Source organism: Bradyrhizobium sp. SZCCHNR1043, assembly GCF_032489675.1.
Lineage (GTDB): Bacteria > Pseudomonadota > Alphaproteobacteria > Rhizobiales > Xanthobacteraceae > Bradyrhizobium.
Genome location: NZ_JAUEYN010000004.1, coordinates 320,358 through 339,842, shown reverse-complemented (window position 1 = coordinate 339,842; position 19,485 = coordinate 320,358). Strand labels below are relative to the sequence as shown.

At 65.9% G+C, this 19,485-nt stretch carries 17 protein-coding genes; 10 read left to right on the top strand and 7 right to left on the bottom strand.

The window, feature by feature from the left end; translation table 11 throughout:
• Nucleotides 1-6 precede the first annotated feature (6 nt).
• Genes QX039_RS09175 through soxA form a run of 6 tightly spaced genes read left to right on the top strand, consistent with a single transcriptional unit; the run spans nucleotide 7 to nucleotide 5,544 of the window.
• On the top strand, nucleotides 7-2,190 hold the full coding sequence (locus QX039_RS09175) for a xanthine dehydrogenase family protein molybdopterin-binding subunit (RefSeq protein WP_315737132.1): 2,184 nt from the start codon (nucleotides 7-9) through the stop codon (nucleotides 2,188-2,190).
• Nucleotides 2,191-2,245: 55 nt separating this feature from the next.
• On the top strand, nucleotides 2,246-3,523 hold the full coding sequence (locus tag QX039_RS09170) for an NAD(P)/FAD-dependent oxidoreductase (RefSeq protein ID WP_315737703.1): 1,278 nt from the start codon (nucleotides 2,246-2,248) through the stop codon (nucleotides 3,521-3,523).
• Entirely contained in the window at nucleotides 3,510-3,953 is a 444-nt protein-coding gene (gene soxX, locus QX039_RS09165; RefSeq protein WP_409998886.1) for a sulfur oxidation c-type cytochrome SoxX, read from the top strand. The genes QX039_RS09170 and soxX overlap by 14 nt, the downstream gene beginning before the upstream one ends.
• A 15-nt stretch (nucleotides 3,954-3,968) precedes the next feature.
• A complete protein-coding gene (locus QX039_RS09160; protein ID WP_409998882.1) occupies nucleotides 3,969-4,448 on the top strand; it encodes a SoxY-related AACIE arm protein in 480 nt (159 codons plus the stop codon).
• On the top strand, nucleotides 4,448-4,768 hold the full coding sequence (gene soxZ / locus QX039_RS09155; protein ID WP_315772434.1) for a thiosulfate oxidation carrier complex protein SoxZ: 321 nt from the start codon (nucleotides 4,448-4,450) through the stop codon (nucleotides 4,766-4,768). Before QX039_RS09160 ends, soxZ begins: the two co-directional genes overlap by 1 nt.
• Nucleotides 4,765-5,544 carry a sulfur oxidation c-type cytochrome SoxA gene (gene soxA, locus QX039_RS09150; protein WP_409998881.1) on the top strand — a complete coding sequence of 260 codons (780 nt, stop codon included), beginning with the start codon at nucleotides 4,765-4,767 and terminating at the stop codon, nucleotides 5,542-5,544. Before soxZ ends, soxA begins: the two co-directional genes overlap by 4 nt.
• Before the next feature lie 244 nt (nucleotides 5,545-5,788).
• Here soxA and QX039_RS09145 read toward each other — a convergent pair whose 3' ends face one another.
• The 3 genes from QX039_RS09145 to QX039_RS09135 form a co-directional block, all read right to left on the bottom strand.
• On the bottom strand, nucleotides 5,789-7,444 hold the full coding sequence (locus tag QX039_RS09145) for a regulator (protein WP_315772432.1): 1,656 nt from the start codon (nucleotides 7,442-7,444) through the stop codon (nucleotides 5,789-5,791).
• Between the two features lie 75 nt (nucleotides 7,445-7,519).
• On the bottom strand, nucleotides 7,520-8,206 hold the full coding sequence (locus QX039_RS09140; protein ID WP_315772430.1) for an isochorismatase family cysteine hydrolase: 687 nt from the start codon (nucleotides 8,204-8,206) through the stop codon (nucleotides 7,520-7,522).
• 249 nt (nucleotides 8,207-8,455) lie between these two features.
• Nucleotides 8,456-9,568 carry an MBL fold metallo-hydrolase gene (locus QX039_RS09135; RefSeq protein WP_315772428.1) on the bottom strand — a complete coding sequence of 371 codons (1,113 nt, stop codon included), beginning with the start codon at nucleotides 9,566-9,568 and terminating at the stop codon, nucleotides 8,456-8,458.
• A gap of 409 nt (nucleotides 9,569-9,977) precedes the next feature.
• On the opposite strand from QX039_RS09135, the gene QX039_RS09130 reads away from it, so the two are divergent.
• The 3 genes from QX039_RS09130 to QX039_RS09120 all read left to right on the top strand — a co-directional run bounded on the left by QX039_RS09130 (nucleotide 9,978) and on the right by QX039_RS09120 (nucleotide 11,939).
• Nucleotides 9,978-10,148 (top strand): hypothetical protein, encoded by a 171-nt coding sequence (locus QX039_RS09130; protein ID WP_315772427.1) that lies wholly within the window; start codon nucleotides 9,978-9,980, stop codon nucleotides 10,146-10,148.
• Nucleotides 10,149-11,147: 999 nt separating this feature from the next.
• Nucleotides 11,148-11,453, top strand: coding sequence for a hypothetical protein (locus QX039_RS09125; RefSeq protein ID WP_315772425.1), 306 nt, complete (start codon nucleotides 11,148-11,150; stop codon nucleotides 11,451-11,453).
• A 141-nt stretch (nucleotides 11,454-11,594) separates the two neighbouring features.
• Nucleotides 11,595-11,939, top strand: coding sequence for a hypothetical protein (locus QX039_RS09120; RefSeq protein WP_315737124.1), 345 nt, complete (start codon nucleotides 11,595-11,597; stop codon nucleotides 11,937-11,939).
• 830 nt (nucleotides 11,940-12,769) lie between these two features.
• On the opposite strand, the gene QX039_RS09115 is transcribed toward QX039_RS09120, so the two are convergent.
• Entirely contained in the window at nucleotides 12,770-13,807 is a 1,038-nt protein-coding gene (locus tag QX039_RS09115) for a S1C family serine protease (protein ID WP_315773091.1), read from the bottom strand.
• A 156-nt stretch (nucleotides 13,808-13,963) separates the two neighbouring features.
• Here QX039_RS09115 and QX039_RS09110 point away from each other — a divergent pair, with 156 nt between their 5' ends.
• Entirely contained in the window at nucleotides 13,964-14,731 is a 768-nt protein-coding gene (locus QX039_RS09110) for a thermonuclease family protein (protein WP_315773089.1), read from the top strand.
• A gap of 22 nt (nucleotides 14,732-14,753) precedes the next feature.
• Here the strand turns inward: QX039_RS09110 and QX039_RS09105 are convergent, their stop codons facing one another.
• The 3 genes from QX039_RS09105 to QX039_RS09095 all read right to left on the bottom strand — a co-directional run bounded on the left by QX039_RS09105 (nucleotide 14,754) and on the right by QX039_RS09095 (nucleotide 19,437).
• The gene (locus QX039_RS09105; protein WP_315773088.1) at nucleotides 14,754-16,085 is read right to left on the bottom strand and encodes a sorbosone dehydrogenase family protein; all 1,332 of its coding nucleotides are present in this window, start codon (nucleotides 16,083-16,085) and stop codon (nucleotides 14,754-14,756) included.
• Between the two features lie 81 nt (nucleotides 16,086-16,166).
• Entirely contained in the window at nucleotides 16,167-17,954 is a 1,788-nt protein-coding gene (locus QX039_RS09100) for a chloride channel protein (protein WP_315773086.1), read from the bottom strand.
• Nucleotides 17,955-18,204: 250 nt separating this feature from the next.
• The gene (locus QX039_RS09095; RefSeq protein ID WP_315737116.1) at nucleotides 18,205-19,437 is read right to left on the bottom strand and encodes an acetyl-CoA C-acetyltransferase; all 1,233 of its coding nucleotides are present in this window, start codon (nucleotides 19,435-19,437) and stop codon (nucleotides 18,205-18,207) included.
• Between the last annotated feature and the right edge of the window lie 48 nt (nucleotides 19,438-19,485).

Below are 19,485 nucleotides of genomic sequence, written 5' to 3'. Positions count from 1 at the left end.
GACGGCATGAACCAGCATGTGACGCCGCGCCTCAACCGCCGGTCCTTCGTCATCGGCACCGCCGCGCTCGGCGGTGGCCTCGCGCTCGGCCTCGACATCCCGTTCGGCGGCCCGCAAATCGTGCGCGCCGCGGATGGCTCGCCCGAGGTCAATGCCTGGGTCGTAGTCCGGCCCGACGACACCGTGGTGATCCGCATCGCCCGCTCGGAGATGGGCCAGGGCTCGCTCACCGGTCTCGCTCAGCTCGTCGCGGAAGAACTTGCCTGCGACTGGAGCAAGGTGACGACCGAATATCCGACGCCCGGCCAGAACGTCGCCCGCAAGCGCGTGTGGGGCGATTTCTCCACCGGCGGCAGCCGCGGCATCCGCTCTTCGCAGGACTACGTCCGCAAGGGCGGCGCCGCCGCGCGCATGATGCTGATCCAGGCGGCCGCCGACGAATGGAAGGTTCCGGTGGCCGAATGCACCGCCGCCAACAGCGTCATCACCCACAAGGCCTCGGGCCGCACGACGACCTACGGCAAGGTGGCGGAAGCCGCCGCGAAGCTGACGCCGCCTGCCGACGTCAAGCTGAAGGATCCGAAGGACTGGACCCTGATCGGCAAGGGCGTGAGACGGCTCGACACCGCCGACAAGGTCACCGGCGCGATGATCTACGGCGCCGATATGAAGCTGCCGAACATGCTCAACGCCGCGATCAAGGACTGTCCGGTCACCGGCGGCAAGCTGAAGAGCTATGACGAGGCCAAGATCGCCGGCATGAAGGGCGTCAAGAAGGTGGTGGCGATCGACGGCACCGCCGTGGCCGTGGTCGCCGACACCTGGTGGCACGCGAAGACGGCGCTCGATGCGCTGCCGATCGTGTGGGAGGAAGGAGAGAACACCAAGGTCTCCTCGGCGTCGATCGCCAAATGGCTCGCGGAAGGATTGGACTCCGGGCCGGCCTTCGTCGGCAACGAGAACGGCGATGCCAAGGCCGCGCTGGCGAACGCGGTGAAGAAGGTCGAGGCGGTCTACGACTATCCCTACCAGAACCACGCCACGATGGAGCCGATGAACGCGACCGCGCTCTACACGGCCGATCGCTGCGAGGTGTGGTGCGGCACGCAGAACGGCGAGGCGGCGTTCGCCGCGGTGCTGGAAGCCTCAGGGCTTCCGGCGGACAAGTGCGAGGTGCACAAGTTGATTCTCGGCGGCGGCTTCGGCCGGCGCGGCCAGACCGACTATGTCCGCCAGGCGGTGAAGATCGCCAAGGAGATGCCGGGCACGCCGGTCAAGCTGCTGTGGTCGCGCGAGGAGGACATGACGCATGGCCGCTATCACCCGATCACGCAGTGCAAGCTGACCGGCGGCTTCGACGCCGACAACAATCTGACCGCGCTGCACATGCGCATCTCCGGCCAGTCGATCCTGTTCAGCCTGCGGCCCGACGCGCTGGTCAACGGCAAAGACCCCGCGACCTTCCAGGGGCTCGCGCCATCGGGCGAAGCCACGATCGGCTACTCCGTGCCGAACCTCCTGATCGAACACGCGATGCGCAACCCGCACATCAATCCGGGCTTCTGGCGCGGCGTCAACGTGAACCAGAACGCGATCTATCTCGAATGCTTCATGGATGAGCTCGCCAATGCGGCCGGCCAGGATCCGCTGGAATTCCGCCGCAAGCTGATGGCCGATCATCCCAAGCACCTCGCGGTGCTGAACGCCGTGGCCGAGAAGATCGGCTGGGACACGCCGGCGCCGGACGGCGTTCATCGCGGGCTGGCGCAGCTCCATGGCTATGGCAGCTATGTCGCGGGCGCCGCCGAGATCTCCGTGATCGACGGCACCAAGATCAAGATCCACCGCATCGTCGCCTCGACCGATCCCGGCTACGTGGTCAATCCGGCGCAGGTGGAGCGGCAGATCGCGGGCTCGTTCGTCTACGGCCTGTCGGCGCTGTTCTACGGCGGCTGCACGGTCAAGGACGGCCGCATCGAGCAGACCAACTTCGACAGCTACAACTCGATGCGGATCAGCGAGATGCCGAAGGTGGAAGCGATCATGATCCCGAGCGGCGGCTTCTGGGGCGGCGTCGGCGAGCCGACCATCGGCGTCGCCGCGCCCGCCGTGCTGAACGCGTATTTCGCTGCCACCGGCAAGCGCATCCGCTCGGTGCCGCTGCGCGCCCAGAACATCACCTTCGCATGACCCACGTGGCGGCAGCCGTTGGGAACAATGGCCGCCGCCGTGCTATTGCAAGATGATGACGATGTCCCGGCAGCGCACGCGCAGAGAGGTCGGCGGCCTGATCGCGGCAAGCGTTGCCATGATCGCCGCCCCTGCCGTGCTGCGCGCACAAGCGATGGCGCGCGTGGTCGTGATCGGCGGCGGCTTCGGCGGCGCCAGTTGCGCCCGCGCGCTGCGCCAGGCGGATGCGAAGCTCGACGTCACCCTGGTCGAGGCCAACAAGACCTTCACGGCGTGTCCGCTCAGCAACGAGGTCATCGCCGGCCTGCGCGATATCAGTGCCCAGCAGTTCGGCTATGACAAGATCGCAGCCGAAGGCGTGAGCGTCGTGCTGCAGACGGCCACGGCGATCGATGCGCCGGCCCACAAGGTCACGTTCGCCGACGGCACCACGTTGGCCTATGACCGGCTCGTGCTGGCGCCCGGCATCGATCTCGATTTCACGGCCCTGCAGGGCTACGACGAAGCTGCATCAGAAGCGATGCCGCACGCCTACAAGGCCGGCGAGCAGACGCTGCTGCTGCGGAAGCAGATCGAGGCGATGCCGGATGGCGGCACCGTCGCCATCGCGGTGCCGGCCAATCCGTCGCGCTGCCCGCCGGCGCCTTACGAGCGCGCCAGCCTGATCGCGCATTACCTGAAAACGCACAAACCGAAGTCGAAGGTGCTGATCCTCGATGCCAAGGACAGCTTCTCGCAGCAGAAGCTGTTCGAGCAGGCGTGGCAGCAGCTCTATGCCGGAATGATCGAGCGTATCCCGCTGTCGCAGGGCGGCCGCGTCACCGGCGTCGACGTTGCCACGCGCTCCGTCGTCACCGAGTTCGGCAACTACAATCCCGATGTGACCAACATCATCCCGCCGCAGAAGGCCGGCCGCATTGCCTCGCTCGCCGGCGCGGCCGACCGCACCGGCTGGTGTCCGATCGATGCCGCGACCTTCGCCTCGAAGCTCGTCCCGGATGTCCACGTCATCGGCGACGCCTGTCTCGGCGGCGGCATCCCGAAATCGGCCGGCGCCGCGCAGGCGCAGGGCAAGGCGTGTGCGGCCGTGATCGTGCGCGATCTGACGGGACGGCCGTCGGAGCCGCCGCCGCTGACCGGCATCTGTTACAGCATCGTCGCGCCGGACTACGCGTTCTCGCTGGCAGGCGTTTATCAGCCCAAGGGAGACATCTTCGCCGAGGTCGAGGGCGGCCGGAGCAGCCCGGTCGACGCCCCGCGCGAGACGCGCGCGCGTGAGGCCGACGCGGCGACGGCCTGGTTCAAGGCGCTGACCCATGATGCCTTCGGCTAGCGTTCTGATCGCCGCGATCGTCGCCGCCCTGCCCGCCGCTATCACGGCGCAGGCACTCGCGCCCACTACGATCACCGGCGACGGCATCGCCTCCTCCCTCACCGGCCAGTCCGGCAACGCCGAGCGCGGCCGCGCGCTCGTCCTCGCACGCAGTTCGACCTGCATCCTCTGTCACTCCGGCCCGTTTGCGGAGGTGCGCTTCCAGGGCGATCTCGCGCCCAGCCTTGCCGGGGCCGGCAGCCGTTCGACGGTCCCGCAGCTCCGCCTGCGGCTGGTCGATGCCTCCAGGCTCAATCCGGAAACGATCATGCCGTCCTACTACCGCGTGGATGGGCTGACGCGCGTCGGTTCCGCCTGGCGCGACAAGCCGATCCTGTCGGCGGAGCAGATCGAAGACATCGTCGCCTATCTCGCGACCTTGCGCGAGTGAGCCCATATGATTGGCATGTTCGAATCGTCCCACATCTCGCGCCGCCACCTGCTGCAACTGGCGGGAACGCTGACCGCCGCCGGCGCGCTGCCGCTGATCACGGTCCGGCCTGCGCAGGCGACGCCGGCGATGCTCGCGTCGGCGATCCGCAATCTCGTCGGCGAGGCCAATGTGACGGTCGGCAAGGTCCGGCTCGACATCCCGCCGCTGGTCGAGAACGGCAACACCGTGCCGATGACCGTCAGCGTCGATCATCCGATGACGCCTGACAGCTACGTCAAGAGCATCCACGTCTTCAACGAGAAGAATCCGCAGCCCAACGTCGCCAACTTTCACCTGACAGCGAGCGCCGGCCGCGCCCAGGTGACGACCCGCATCCGGCTCGCCGATACGCAGAAGGTCGTGGCGATCGCAAGACTCTCCGACGGCTCGTTCTGGTCGGCGAGCGTCGATGTCATCGTGACGCTCGCCGCCTGCACCGAGGAGATGCCGTGATGCCTGCCGCCCTCGTCAACGTTCCCGCCAAGGCCCAGCGCGGCGCCGTCATCGAGATCAAGACGCTGATGAGCCACGTCATGGAGCCGGGCTATCGCCATACGGCCGCAGGCGAAGCCGTCCCGCGCGACATCATCACCAGCTTCACCTGCCGCTTCAACGGCACCGAGATCTTTCGGGCCGATCTGTTTCCCGCCATCGCCGCCAATCCATTCCTGTCGTTCTTCACCACCGCGAGCGAGAGCGGCCGCTTCGAGTTCGAATGGATCGGCGACAACGGCTTCGTTGCCAGCGCCTCGGCGACGATCACGGTCGAATGATGCGGAGCGCGCTTCTCGCGGTCGCAGCTTTGCTGGGCGCAGCGTTGCCCGTCGTCGCGGGTGAGATTGCGGAATCCGCGCGCCGCTCCGGCTATGACTTCATGTCCTCCGACACCAGGGCTATGCAGGACGACGACACCGCCAATCCCGCGATGCTGTCGGTGCTCGATGCTGAGACGCTGTGGACGACGAAGGCGGGCACGGCGAACAAGTCCTGCAACGATTGCCATGGCGAGGTCGACGTCAGCATGAAGGGCGTCGCCGCGCGCTATCCGGCCTTCAATGCCGCCAGCGCTGCTTCGGTCGATCTCGGCCAGCGCGTCAATCTCTGCCGCAGGCAGCATCAGGAAGCTGAACCGTTCGCCCCTGAGAGCCGGGAGTTGCTCGCACTGACGGCGCTGATCGCCCGGCAATCGCGCGGCATGCCGATCACGGCCGGCGACGATCCGCGGCTGGAGCCGTCAGTTGCGCGCGGGCGCGAGCTGTTCATGCAGCGGCAGGGTCAGCTCAACCTCGCCTGCAGCAACTGCCACAACGACAATTGGGACAAGCATCTTGCCGGCTCCGCGATCACGCAGGGACAGCCGACAGGCTATCCGATCTACCGGCTGGAATGGCAAGGCATGGGCTCGCTGCAGCGCCGCCTCCGCGGCTGCATGACCGGCATCCGCGCGCAAGCCTTCGACTTCGACGCGCCCGACATGATCGCGCTCGAGCTCTACCTGATGTCGCGCGCGCGTGGCATGCCGATGGACGCGCCGGCGGTGCGGCCATGAGTGCGTCGAACCAAACCACGACGCAACCAACCAAGATCGGATTGATGGGGCAACGGAGCCGCGATGCCCCGCCTCTCCTTCACCGATCCGCATGCGCAGGGACGCATCGGACCGACCCGGATGCGTCGCTGTTCGCCCTGCCGGCGTTCCACCGTCATTCCGGGGCGATCGGCAACGCGAAGGCGCAAAGCGGCTGCGCGTTGACGATCGATCCCGGAATGACGGTGGTCGTGACGTCATCGGACTACTCCGCGGGCGCCGCCTGCATCTCCGCATGCGGAACGTAGCTCTCGGACATGCCGAGCCGGCCCAGCGCGAACAATCCGCCGGCGACCACGACATAGGCCAGCGCCACCGCGGGCGTCACGCCGAGGCCGCCGCCGATGCCGACCGCTTCACCGTGCATGAAGCCGAAATAGGTCATGACGGCACCGGCGAGCGCGAACGCCGCCGCCTTGGTGAAGTCGCGCTCGATCACGAACACGCCGATCGCGCCGAGCACGAGCCCGGCGAGAATCGAGCCGCCGCCCATCACCTCCAACCCATGATAGAGCACGCCCTGCTGCGGCAGCGCGGCGATCGCAGCGGTCTTGACCGCATCGACCTTGTCGGCGGCGAGGCCGCCTACGGTTTGTGCCGCCGTCACCGTCGAGGCCAGCATGGTGTCGATCTGCAGCTTGGCCCAGGCGGCGAGATGCGGCGTGAAGGCGAGCACGATCGCGGGCGCATGCTTGACCGGCGTGGTCTGGAACGCCTGCGCACCGATCAGCATGCCGATGTAGAGCAGGATCGGCGAGATCGCGACCACCGGCACGAGTGCCAGCAGCACCGAGATGATGCCGAGCCAGGACAGCACGATCACCATCAGCCCGGTCGCCGCGGAGTAGCCGATGCGGCCGCCCATCGCCTTCCAGCCGGGATGGCCGATATAGACCGCGTTGATAAAAGGATTGCCCATCATGCAGCCGATCAGGCTGACGATGCCGTCGGCGGTCAGCACGCGCGTGGTCGGATATTCGTCGCCCGCGGCTTCCGCGCTCTCGACGTTGTCCATGGCCTCGACGAGGTCGTAGATACCGAACGGGATCGCGGTGACCAGGATAACGCCGAGATATTCGAAGCCTGAGAACACCGTGCCGAACGCTGGCAGCGGCACCGAGAAGCCGAAGCTCGCAAAGGCGTCACTGAGGCCCTTGACGCTGAGGCCGCCGAGACCGAGGCCGAACAGGTTCGAGCCCCAGGCGATGATCATGCCGACCGCGATGGCGACGAGCCCGGCCGGCAATCCCTTCGGATATTTCACGCCGCCGAACCAGCTCACCAGAATGATGGCGAAGCACACCAGGCCGATCTGCGGCGTCATATACATCTCGAGCGCCGGGCGCATCGAGATGAAGGTGACGGAGACGCCGGCGAGCGTGCCGAGCAGCGCGGCGCGCGGCGTGATCTTGCGGATATACGGCGCGATGAAGCCGCCGATCATCAGGATGAAGCTCTGGAAGAACACCCAGACGAGGCCGGCCGACCAACCCTTCAGCGGATCACCGGTCTTCAAGGTGATCGGCAGCATGATCACGAAGGTGACGATGAACATGTGCGGCACGCTGACCCCCGAGGGTAGCGCACAGACGTCGCTGCGTCCGGTCCTCTGCGCGAGGCGGTAGGCGAGGAACGCGTAGTAGAACGTCGACAGGCACATCATCAGGCCGAGCGCCGGCAGGATGCGACCGAACACCAGGCTGTCCGGCATCTTCAGCACGAAGCGCAAGAGCCCGGTGAGCACGAGCATGTTGACGAGGATGTTGGTGCCGAAACCGAAGAATGCGTTCCAATCGCCGGGTGTCCACAGCACCGGCTTGAAATCCGCCTTGACCGCGCTTGCCGTCCCGCTTCCGCTCATCGCCTTGCTCCCCTGTTGCTGTCAGCGCCTACATCGTCGAACTCATCCGTCTCAACTCGTCTCTCGGCTCATCTCTCAGTTCATCGCCTTCAGAACCGCGGCGGAGTCAGCGACCCAGCCGAAGATGCCGCCCTGGGCCTTGATCATCCTCAGGCCCATCTCGTGGAATTCAGGAAAGTAGGACGCACAGCCGTCGGAGACGACGACGCAGCGATAGCCGCGGTCATTGGCCTCGCGCACGGTGGTGTTGACGCAGACCTCGGTGGTGACGCCGCACACCAGCAGGTTTTCGATGCCGTGATGCTTCAGCACCTCACCGAGTTCGGTGGCGTAGAATGCGCCCTTGCCCGGCTTGTCGATCACGACCTCGCCGTCGACGGGATAGAGCGCGGGAATGATGTCGTGCCCGGCCTCGCCGCGAATGAGGATGCGCCCCATCGGGCCGGGATCACCGATGCGAAGGGATGGCGCGCCGCGCTCGACCTTGGCCGGCGGCGCATCGGACAGATCCGGCTTGTGGCCCTCGCGGGTGTGAATGACGAGCATGCCCATCTTGCGCGCCGCCGCCAGGACGTTCGCGATCGGCGTCACGGCGCGCGCGAGCTGCGAGACGTCGTTGCCCAGCGTCTCGCCAAAACCGCCCGGCTCCATGAAGTCGCGCTGCATGTCGATGATGAGCAGCGCCGTCTCGTCCCAGTCGAGCGCGATCGGCTCGGGCTCGGCGGCGATGCTCACTCCACCCGATGCAATTGAGTCCGCCATGGCGACCATTGCCTCCCCGCGAGAATGGCTCGCAAGTAACGAAGCAAGCGCTGTGCCATTGTGTACAATCGGCTCGCGCTTGCCGCGGATTTGGAAGAGACAACCGTTTCAATGACTTGAGAAAAGGACCTGAAGCTGCTCGATTGCCGGGCAGCCGCCCTCGCCGACGCCTCAGCTTATTTCTTGGGCGGCCGCTGCACGCGGCGCATGGTCCCGATGGTCAGCCCGTCGCGAAGGTGGGGCAACCACCTAGGTCGTAAACGTATAGAGCGTTCCGACGTTCGACTGGAACACTTTCCCCGGCATTTCGCGCCGGAGCATGTCGTAGAACGGCTCGCCCGTACAATGGGCCGGCATGAGGTAATCAGGGTTGATGTCCTTCAACTCCGCGATGACCTGCTTGAAGTAGGCATCGTCGAGCGGCGGCACGAGGTGGAAGCCACCAATCACCGCGTGAACCTTGTCAACTCCCGATGCGCGCTGGGCCTGCCTGATGGTGTTGATGACGCCACGATGGCTGCACGAGGTCAGAATCACCAGACCTTTTCCCTTCAGCAGGAAATTGGTCCCGATCTCGTGCTCGAAGTCGTCCACGACGAACTCGCCGGCGTTTTTCGCCGGCGAGACCTTGTCCGGGAAGCAGCCGAATCCATTGGCGATGCCGACCTTCTCGCGACTGGGACTGAGCGGCTTTTCAAAGCTGCTTTGCGCGATCTTGCCCGTCGTGAACGCATGATCGGCAACGACGGCCGGCCCGTCCGCCATCATCAGGATGAGGTTCGACTCCTTGATGGCCTGGCGATCGAGCGCCCCGAACTGACCACCATTCCCGACGGTCCGCGTGCAGAAACAGTCCTCACCGCCGACAAAGAAGGGCAGATCCTTCTTGAGCTTGCCCTTTGTCGCGGAGAGAAACCCCACCATGCCGCCGAAGTGATCGTAATGGCCATGGCTGAGGACGAGCGCGTCGAACTCCTCGGGCTGGATCTTCAGGATCTCCATGTTGGTCAGCAGCGTGACCGGATTGTATCCGAAATCGACGAGGATATTGCGGACCTCATTGTCACGCTGGGATTCAGCGTGCATCGAGAGGCCCCATTCCCCGACCAGGGTGGCGCGGGGCGGCGCATCCGGTGTTTCATTGCCCTGCATGCGCGCGATCGAGAGGTCACCGAGCTTTTGCGATATCCCGAAGCGACGGACAATGATGTCGCTGACCATGCGAACCTTCAAGCGATCGACCTGCGGCACGGCTCCGCCGAGTGCCTGAGCCCTTGCGCTCCGCCCGCTCCCGACCAGCGTGCCCACCATCGCGGACACAAAGCCCGCGCCGCCGGCGCAAAGCAGGTGGCGTCGCGACAACGACGGCGATCGAGTCATCAACCACACGGACCAAACAACATGGCGGCCTCCTCTCGGCACGACTTTCGGGTCGGGAGCTTAATCCTCTGGTCCCGGCAGCATTGACATCGGACAATGCGAGGGACCCTGGAGGGCGATGGAGCAGCGCTTGTCGGGTTCCGTCTGGCCCAAGGCGCCGCCCGGCCCCGAACGCGATGTCCGTTCTTCAGGCCAGAGCCGATCTACCGCAGTCCAACGCCAAGCAGCGGCTTGCGCCCCAATGCGGACTACCGAGATTGAGCACGCCAAGGGCGGTTGGGGACGCCCCCCGGCGCGCATTGAGCAATGTCTGCAGGATTTGGGCACTGAAAATGGTTCTGCCTCGCGCACCGCATACCTTATAAATGATGCGTGGGAAGGCGAGGCTCGAATGACTGACTTGGAAAGCTTCATCGTCAACCAGAACCTGGTTCACTACAAAGCGCTCCTGCGAGAGGAGACGGATCCGCATAAGAGCCGCATATTGCTCCGGCTGATCGAGAATGAAATGGGGAAACTACCCGCCTCCGCGAAGCGCATCGAGATACCTAAGTCGAGATAGCCAAGATGTCCGGCTTTCAATGACCTAATTATACTTTCGTCTCCTCGGTGTGACCGCCCCTGGATCGTTCACCAGTGACACCGAACGAATTGGGCCGTCGAATGTCACATTCGACGGCCCAATTTTCGAACGCGAGGCGCCGAGCAAAGCTCAACAGCCGATTTTCGTTTGTAAGTAGTGTGAGTTGTCTGTCTGTGGGGGAACTGATGGCGCTGACGCAGAGCGAGTGGTCGCAAACGTATCCTCGCGCCGCATTGCGGGGTGTTCTGGCGGACGCTGCAAGAACGATACCCGAAGCAAAGCGGACACCTTCCTTGATGGCATGCCTCGCCGAGAAGATCTTGGCCTCGGCGGCTGACGGCCAAGAGAAGCCGGTCGATCTATGTCGCCGCGCCATCGAGAAGGTGCAGGAATCTTGTCCTGACTGCCGCGCATGCCATGGCTTGCAAGCAGCCCACAACAGCGGTCGCTCGCACGAAAAACTGTAGATTTCCGGTCGCAGCCTGTTACGTGGAGTGACAGACATATGGGCGCATCCGAGCCACCTTGGCTTAACTGCTTCAGGCATTCATCTAAATCCCCCGCAGAGAATTGGTGCGCCTTTGAGTCGCCGGTGTGTGTCGGGTGTACGAATGCCGTGTCGTCTCACCCTTCAGTGGGCGCTCACAAAGATCCTATGAAGTCCGAGGAGATCGAAGGCTGGTTTCGCGGTCTCAAGTCGTGCAAGGTTTCTGATGGCATGAGAGATTAAGGTCACCCCGCCGATGTCGGCACGTGCCCTTTCCCGACTTGTCGACCGAGGTCCAAATGCGTCTGCTTGCCTGACCTGACCGGGCCTCATTGTTGATGGATTGACCCGGGCGGCGCGGTCCGGGGGCGGCCCATCGCCTTCCAGCTTAGAGAGTGCGCATCCGACGCACATGATTGCCCTGTTGATCTCGGTCAATGGGCGGGCTCGTATTGAGATCAAGGTCGCGCAACTTCGCAGTAGGACACTCCATGATCAAGCGATTAGTTACAATGGTGGCGTGTTCTGTGCTCAGTTTGATCGGAGATGGTCCAACTGGAAAGCTGGTCCTCGTCGGCGGCGTCCACAGGACGCCCGGGGGTCTCGCCCTAACCAAAATGCAGGAAGGAACCGCAACGATCGAGATGAAGGACGGAAGGGCAGTTGGCTTAGCCGGGTCCGGCAAGGCCCTCATCAAGTTCACGTCGGGCGCGTTGGCAGGCCTGTCCGGCAAGACCCCCAAGTTCGTAACGAAGTCAATTGGCTTCAACCGCTTCGACATCCTGTGGTCGGAGTAGCTCCGCCTATCGGTCGCTTGCGCCCCCCGGGTCGGGGAGAGTTGCCGCCCTTGTTCCAGCGCAGGCCATGATCCGGTCCATGCAACCCAAGCTCTAGGTCTTCGGTTGCTCGTTCCTTCGAACGACGAAATGGAGAAAGGCATGAACAGCCAGCCAGCGTTCAATCGCGGATCGTCCACCGAAATCGCCGGGCAGATCGACGCCGTTGCCTGGGCCGTGTTCTTCATCTGGGTCGGCATCGCCATGCTGGTGCCGGTGCCCTGGGAATGGTTTCTCATGGGTGTTGGCATCCTCATCCTCGCGGCGGAGTATGCCCGCTGGCAGATGGACATCAGGATCGAAGGCTTCTGGGTCGCTTGCGGGGTCGTGTGCTTCGCAGGGGGGCTTTGGGCGCTTCTCAACTTGCCTTGGCCACTGGCTCCGATCCTGATCATTGGTCTCGGAGTGTGGTTGCTTGCTAAGATCATCGTGGATGCTAACCGTTGACCAGCCGCCCTCTGGCCATCCTGTGTAGCAAGCCGTCTTGGGCCCAGCGGTGCATCGGTCCCGAATTTGGGCTCCAGCCGACGTTCCGGACAGCGTCCCGCAAGGTCCATGGCCACCTTGAACTTCGGGTAGAAACATGCTGCGTATTTCCAGAAATCGCGGTTGTCTGCGCGCATCCCGCCTCACTGCGGAGGCGCGTTGCGCGCGATCGTCACGACACGCGAGGCGGGGAGCGATGGCCGCGAGAGATCGCAGTGTGTCTTCGGATGCGCGGACGAACGATCGCTTGCGGACGTGAAGTCGCAGCGTCCTGACACCCCGATGCTGGTGTCCCGCGCAATGCGCAAGCATTGTCGCGAATGGTGGCCAACAAGCCCGGCGCACCAGGGAGACTGCGTATAAGCGTGAAGACCGTCGCGCAGGGAATGCCGGTTGAATCGGCTTTGCCTGTGGTACCTGCCGCCTGCATTTTTTCAGCAGGCGGGCCATGGGTGAGGCCTTCACCCGGCATTCCCTGCGCCCTCTGCACTATCAGGAGGGACCGAACTGATCGCAGAACTCGGGCGCGACGCGCCGCGGGAACGAGACCTTATACCAATCGCTGTTTGAAGCGTATATCCGACCCACCCACCGCTGTCGTCCCGGGCAAGCCGTGACGCGCGACAGCACGGCGCGGCGCCGACCCGGGACCCATACGCCGCGGCGGACGTGTGGCGCGAGGTGCTCACGACGCACCTGCCTCAAACTGCTCCCTGGGGTTATGTGTCCCGGCGTTCGCCGGGGCGACAGCTGTGGTCGTGGCTGCAGCTCAGCATCTCACGAATGCAATGCTAAGACGCCTGCCTTGCCGCCGGCTTGCGCTCCACCGGATCGATGTCGATGCCGCGCAGCCGTCCCAGCCGCAGCACGTCCATCGCGATGGTACGGCCGATGCGGTCGCGGTCGAGCACGCGGATCAGGTCGTCGACGCCGTTGATCTCGACCCCGTCGAGCCTGATCACGACGTCGCCAGGCAGCAGGCCGGCGCGGGCCGCGGGCCCGTCCGGCTCGATCTGCATCAGCAGCGCGCCCATCTTGTTCTCGACACCGGCGAGCAACGCATGTCGCCGCGGCACCGGCGCGGTCTGCCCGGACACGCCGATATAGGCGCGGCGGACATAGCCGTGGCGGATGATCTCCGACAGCACGAACTGCGCGGTGTTGCTCGCGACCGCAAAGCAGATGCCCTGCGCACCCTGGATGATGGCGGTGTTGATGCCGATCACCTCGGCGGCCGACGACACCAGTGCGCCGCCGGAATTGCCGGGGTTGAGCGCCGCATCGGTCTGGATGACATCCTCGATCATGCGGCCCGACACCGAGCGGATCGAGCGCCCCAGCGCCGAGACGACGCCGGCGGTGACCGTCGATTCGAACCCGAGCGGGTTGCCGATCGCGACCACGAGCTGGCCGCGGCGCAGGCTCTTGGAATTGCCGAGCGCGGCGTAGCGCAGGTCGCGCGCGTGATTGGCGCGCAGCAGCGCCAGATCGGTGTCGGGATCGACGCCGAGCACCTGCGCATCGGTGACGATGCCCTCGACGTCGCGCAGCCGGATGCTCTTGGAGGAGCCGACCACATGGCTATTGGTCAGCACGAGGCCGTCGGGCGAGATCACGATGCCCGAGCCGAGCCCGCCGCGGGAGCCGGCGGTCGCCCCAGCCTTGGGTCCGGTTTCGACACGCACGACCGCAGGACCGACGCGCTCGGTGACATCGATGACGGCATTGGAATAGGCGTCGAGCAGCGCGCGGTCATCGGCCGGCGCAGGGTCAGACGCACGCGCCGGCGACAGCGCATCGCCGGCGAGATCGGAGGTAAAGTCCAACATGGCAAGATTTCCTTCGCCCGGTCAGATGGGTAGCAGCCGCCCCCCGCGCAAGGTGGCCGTCCGGCGGCACCGTTCCGCGCCGCCCTTGGCGAGACTCACGCGCGCTGTGATAGGACTTCGGCCGGGTATTTGATGAATGTGATTGCGGGAGGAAGCATGCGGCTGCGAGACCGGCTGTTGTCGTTGTGTGGGGCCATGGTGCTGGGAGCCGGCATGACCGGCGCGTCGCTGGCCGCAAGCGCCACGGTGCGCAGCGGCGACACGATCCAGCTCGGCGACACGGTGTTCCGGCTCGACGGCATCGATGCGCCGGAGGTCGACCAGCTCTGCATCGACGATCACGCCGATTCCTGGAGCTGTGGCGTCGAGGCGCGCGAGCAGCTCGGCAAGCTGATCGGCGGCCGCGCGGTGCGCTGCGACGATCTCGGTCCGGACAAGCCGCTCAAGACCCGCAGGATCGGCCTCTGCACCGTCGACGGCGACAGGGTCAGCCTCAACCAGCAAATGGCGCGCGCAGGTTTCGCCGTCGGCGCCGACCCGGCCGCGAAGGCGCGGGTCAAGGACGATGTCGCCGCGGCCAAGGAGGCGCTGCGCGGACTCTGGAAGGGCTGCTTCGTCGCGCCGGCCGAGTTCCGCACCGACAAGAAGGACGGCGCCCTGCTCGGCGCCGCCTGCCGCACCGACCGCGACCGCGAGATCCGTGCCGTGCTGTTCCCGGACGCGCCGAGCGCGCCGCCGGGCTGCAGCATCAAGGGCAAGTTCGCGGTGCGCGCGCGCGTCACCGGCAACATCGGCATCTATCATCTGCAGGGCTGCCCGAGCTATCCCGCGACCACCGAGCCCGATCGCTGGTTCTGCTCCGAGGACGACGCCCGCGCCGCCGGCTTCCGCCGCGCCTTCAACTGCCGCGCGCCGAAGAAGTGAGTCACAGGTGGTGGTGCGGCGCTCAGCGGCTCACGCGCCAGATCGTGCCATTGCCGTCCTCGGAAATGAGAAGGCTGCCGTCGCGCGCCACGGTGACGCCGACCGGCCGACCCCAGACCTCGCGGTCATTGAGGACGAAGCCGGTGACGAAATCCTCGTATTCGCCGGTGGGCACGCCGTCCTTGAGCCTGACCCGGATCACCTTGTAGCCGGTGCGCTTGGAGCGGTTCCACGAGCCGTGCTCCGCCGCGAAGGCGTCGCCGCGATACTCCGGCGGGAACAGATTTCCGTCGTAGAACGTCAGACCGAGCGAGGCCGAATGCGGCTGCAGCAGCACGTCGGGCACGGTGATCTTGCCCTTGAGGTCCGGGCGCTCGCCGGCATGGCGCGGGTCGGGGTTTTCGCCGATGTAGTACCAGGGCCAGCCATAGAAGCCGCCCTCCTTCACCCGCGTGACGTAGTCCGGGACCAGATCGTCGCCGAGCCCGTCGCGTTCGTTGGTCGAGCACCACGGCGTTCCGGTCGTGGGCTGGATGGCGAGGCCGACGCAGTTGCGGATGCCGGTGGCGAACAGGCTGCGGTTGTTGCCGTCGGGATCGAACGCGAGCACGCCGGCACGGTCGGCCTCCCCACCCCAGGCCGCGCCGAGCGGGTGCGCCTTGATCCAGGCACTGATTCCGCCGGCAGGCTCTCCCAGCGCTTCGCCGACATTGCCGACGGAGCCGACCGACACCAGCATGCGCTTGTCGTCCCTGGTGAAGACGACATCGCGGGTCGAATGGCCGTAGCCGGCCGGCAGATCGGGCACGACGACCTGCAGCGGCCCCTGCGCCTTCATGTCGCCGGCACGATAGGGAAAGCGCATGACGCGCTCGGTGCTCGCGACATAGACCCATTGCGGATCGGCACTCGGATAGAACGCAATGCCGAAGGGATGGCCGAGCCGGTCGGCGAAGATCTCGCTCGACGCGACCTTGCTGCCGTCCTCGCTTGGGCGCAGCACGCGGACGCGCCCTGCCCGGGTCTCGGCGACGAGGATGTCACCATTCGGCGCGGTGCGAATGATGCGCGGCCCGCTCAGCCCCTCGGCGAACAGCGCGATCTTGAAACCGTCGATGACCTTCGGCACGGCGGAGGCCGGTCGTTGCACCACGCGGGAGACGTTGGCTGCGGACGCCGTCGCACCCGGTTTGGGCAGGTCTTCGGGACGGATCAGCCTGATCGTGCCCGGTGCATCGCCCTGCCAGCTGCCGAACGCGTCCTTGCCTTTGAGCACCGCGGGCTGTGCTGTCGCCGCAGCCGTCACCAGCGCGCTCAAGGCGGCCACGATAGCCGTGCTCATCCGTCTCGTCATGCAGTCCTCACGCGTCTCGATCGGCCGTCAGCCTGCCCTGGTGCCGGCCCAGGGATCACGCGTCGCGGCGATGGGACGCGTTCACGACAGCGCCCCGAGCACGCCGCGCGTCGCCTGGTCGATCTCCTCGACATAGCGGCGGCGCGCGAAGGACTCGGTCAGGAAGCCGATCACCTTCCGGCTGTTCTCTGACTCCAGCACGGCCAGCACCTCGGCGCCGGAATCGTCGAAGATCTTCATCGCCGTCTTGACGTTCATTTCGGGCAACAGCGCGACGTCGAAATATTTGGCGAGCTCGACCACCTGGATCTCGTCGGCAATGGAATCCAATTCGCCCGAGAACAGATCGGGCAAGGAGACCAGCCCGCAATAATCGTCGCTGTTGTTCACCACCACCACGGCCTGGCGCGTGCCCAGCGCGAACTCGCGCCGGCAGGCCGCGATGCTCGTCGTGGTCGGCACCTTCCCGACGTCGGAGCGCATCAGCCGCTCGACCGTGAGGTTGCGCAGCCAGCCGACATCGTTGGCGCTGCGGATGGTCTCGCCGCGCAGATGCAGGCGCCAGGTCGAGAACGAGTGGCCGAACAGGACGCGGACGCATACCGAGGTCACGATGCAGGCGGCCAGCACGACGGCGGTAACGTCGACGCTGCGGGTCATTTCCAGCACCAGGAACGACATCGTCAGCGGTCCGCCGACGATGGCGACACCGAGCGTCGCCATGCCGGTGAGCATCGCCACCAGCGGGTCGATCGCGAGCCCGAGGCCGGCCAGCGCGAGCAGGCCCGCAAACAGCTTGCCGAGCAGACTGCCGACGAACAGCGAGGCGAAGAACAGACCGCCGCGGAAGCCCGAGGCCAGCGAGATCAGGCAGGCGGCGAGCTTGAGCACGATGATGGTGGCGATCATGCCGACCGCCATCTCGCGATGCAGGTCGAGCAGCATTGCGCCGTGGCCTGCCGCCAGCACCTGCGGCGTCACGATCGCCATGGCGCCGACACAGACCCCGCCGATCACCGGGCGCAGCCACACCGGAATGCGGACGAACAGCCGCTCGACCGTCGGCGAGGCACGCATCACCAGGATGCCGATGCCGGCGACGAGCAGCGCCAGGACGAACAACGCGATGTATTGCTCGAAGCCGACCGCGCCGACCTTGGCGACCTCCAGCGAATACGGCGCGCCGGCGAGATATTGCGAGGTCAGCGCACCCGCCAGCGAGGCCGCCAGGATCGGCGCCGCGCTGCCGACGGAGTAGACGCCGACGATCAGCTCACAGGCATAGAACGCCCCCGTGATCGGCGCGCCGAAGGCGGCCGCAATGGCGGCGGCCGCACCGCAGCCGAGAATGAGGCGCATATCGTTGCGGCGGAGCGTGAGATACTGCCCAAGCAGCGAGGCGACGCCGGCGCCGATCTGGGTGTAGCCGGCCTCGAGCCCGACCGACGCGCCGGAGCCGTTGGAGACCAGGGTCTGGCCGCTCACCACGATGCTGTCACGCATCGACAGCCGTCCGCCGCGCAGCGCATTGGCCTCGACGGGGTCGACCGCGGCCGCGATCTTCCAGCGCCGCCGCAGCCATTCCATGATGCCGAGCGCAAGGCCGCCGCAGGCGGGTGCGATCAGGGCGACCACCGGGTTGACCCAGGTATGAGCGCTGAGCCGGACATCGATCGGGATGCCGTAAATGACCACATGCGCGACTTGCGCGATCAGGCTCATCACCGTCACGATCGCACCCGTCGCAACGCCGATCACCAGGGCCAGCGGTATCAGGTAGAACTCATTGCTGCGCAGCAGTGCCCGCAGCCGCGTGACCACCCGGTTCGAAGCCTTGCGATCGATGATATGCGACAGCGTCGACAGCACGGAGAGCCGTTTCTTCTAAGATGAGGCCTCGCCGTGGCAATAACCCGTCGCAACTAGCGGAACAAGCGCGAATTCCTTTCCGGTCGAAACGTGGTTGACTGGTCCGGAAAGTGGAACCGCCGCGGCTCGCGCGATCCTGCGCCTCAACTGCGCCACCGCCAAAATCACAAATTGCCGGAGTAAAGACGACGGCGCCCGCCGCGGGAATCTCCGCAACGGGCGCGCACCTCAAATCGAGGAGATGTACCGTTCAGACCCGCTCGATGATGATCGCGGGTGCCATGCCACCGGCCGCGCACATGGTGACCAGGCCGCGCTTGAGATCGCGCCGCTCGAGCTCGTCGAGCAGCGTCCCGATCAGGATGGAACCGGTGGCGCCGATCGGATGTCCCAGCGCGATCGAGCCGCCGTTCACATTGACCTTGGCGCGGTCGAGCTCGAGGTCGCGGATGTACTTCTCGGCGACGACGGCGAACGCCTCGTTGATCTCGAACAGGTCGATGTCATCAAGCTTGAGCCCGGCCTTGGCCAGCACCTTGCGCGTCGCCGGCACCGGGGCGTTCAGCATCAGGGTCGGGTCATCGCCCATATTGGCCATCGCCACGACGCGTGCCCGCGGCTTCAGGCCATGGGCCTTGGCATAGGACGGCGACGCCAGCAGGATCGCCGCCGCACCGTCGACGACGCCGGAGGAATTGCCGGCGTGATGCATGAAATCGATCTCGAGGCCGGGATAGCGCTGCAGGATCAGGTTGCGATAGGTCGTGCCCTTCTCGTCCAGCGCGTAGTCGGCGATCGCCGGAAACGCCGGCTTCAGCCCGGCCAGCGCCTCGGCCGTGGTCTGCGGCCGGGGGTATTCCTCGTGGTCGAGCGCGAGGCTGCCGTCCTCGCGATGCACCGGCACCAGGCTCTTCTTGAAATGGCCGGCAGCGATCGCAGCCGCCGCGCGCTTCTGGCTCTCCAGCCCGAGCGCGTCGACGTCGGCGCGGGTGATGCCTTCCATGGTGGCAATGGCGTCGGCACAGACGCCCTGGTGCGACTGCGGATGCAGCGCGCGCAGATGCAGATTGCCGGCGTCCATCATCAGCGGCCCCTCGCCGCGCCGGCCGTCCATCGACATCATCTCGCAGCCGCCGGCGACGACGAGGTCCTCCTGCCCGGCCATGATCGAGCTTGCTGCGATGTTGACGCTGGTGATGCCGGAGCCGCAGAAGCGATCGAGCGTGACGCCCGAGGCGCGGATGTCGTAGCCGGCGTCGAGCGCCGACATGCGGCCGAGATCACCGCTCTGCGGCCCGCGCTGCGACGAGCAGCCCCAGATGACGTCCTCGACGTCGCCGGTGTTGATGCCGGTGCGATCGGCCAGCGCGCGCAGCACGGTGGCGCCGAGATGCTGCGGGTGCAGTCCTGCGAGCGCGCCCTTGCCGGCCTTGCCAATACCGCGCGGCGTTCTGCAGGCATCGATGATGAGCGCGTCGACCATGGTGTTTCCTTTGCCCGATACCGTTGTGAACTGACAGCCGCGCAGCGT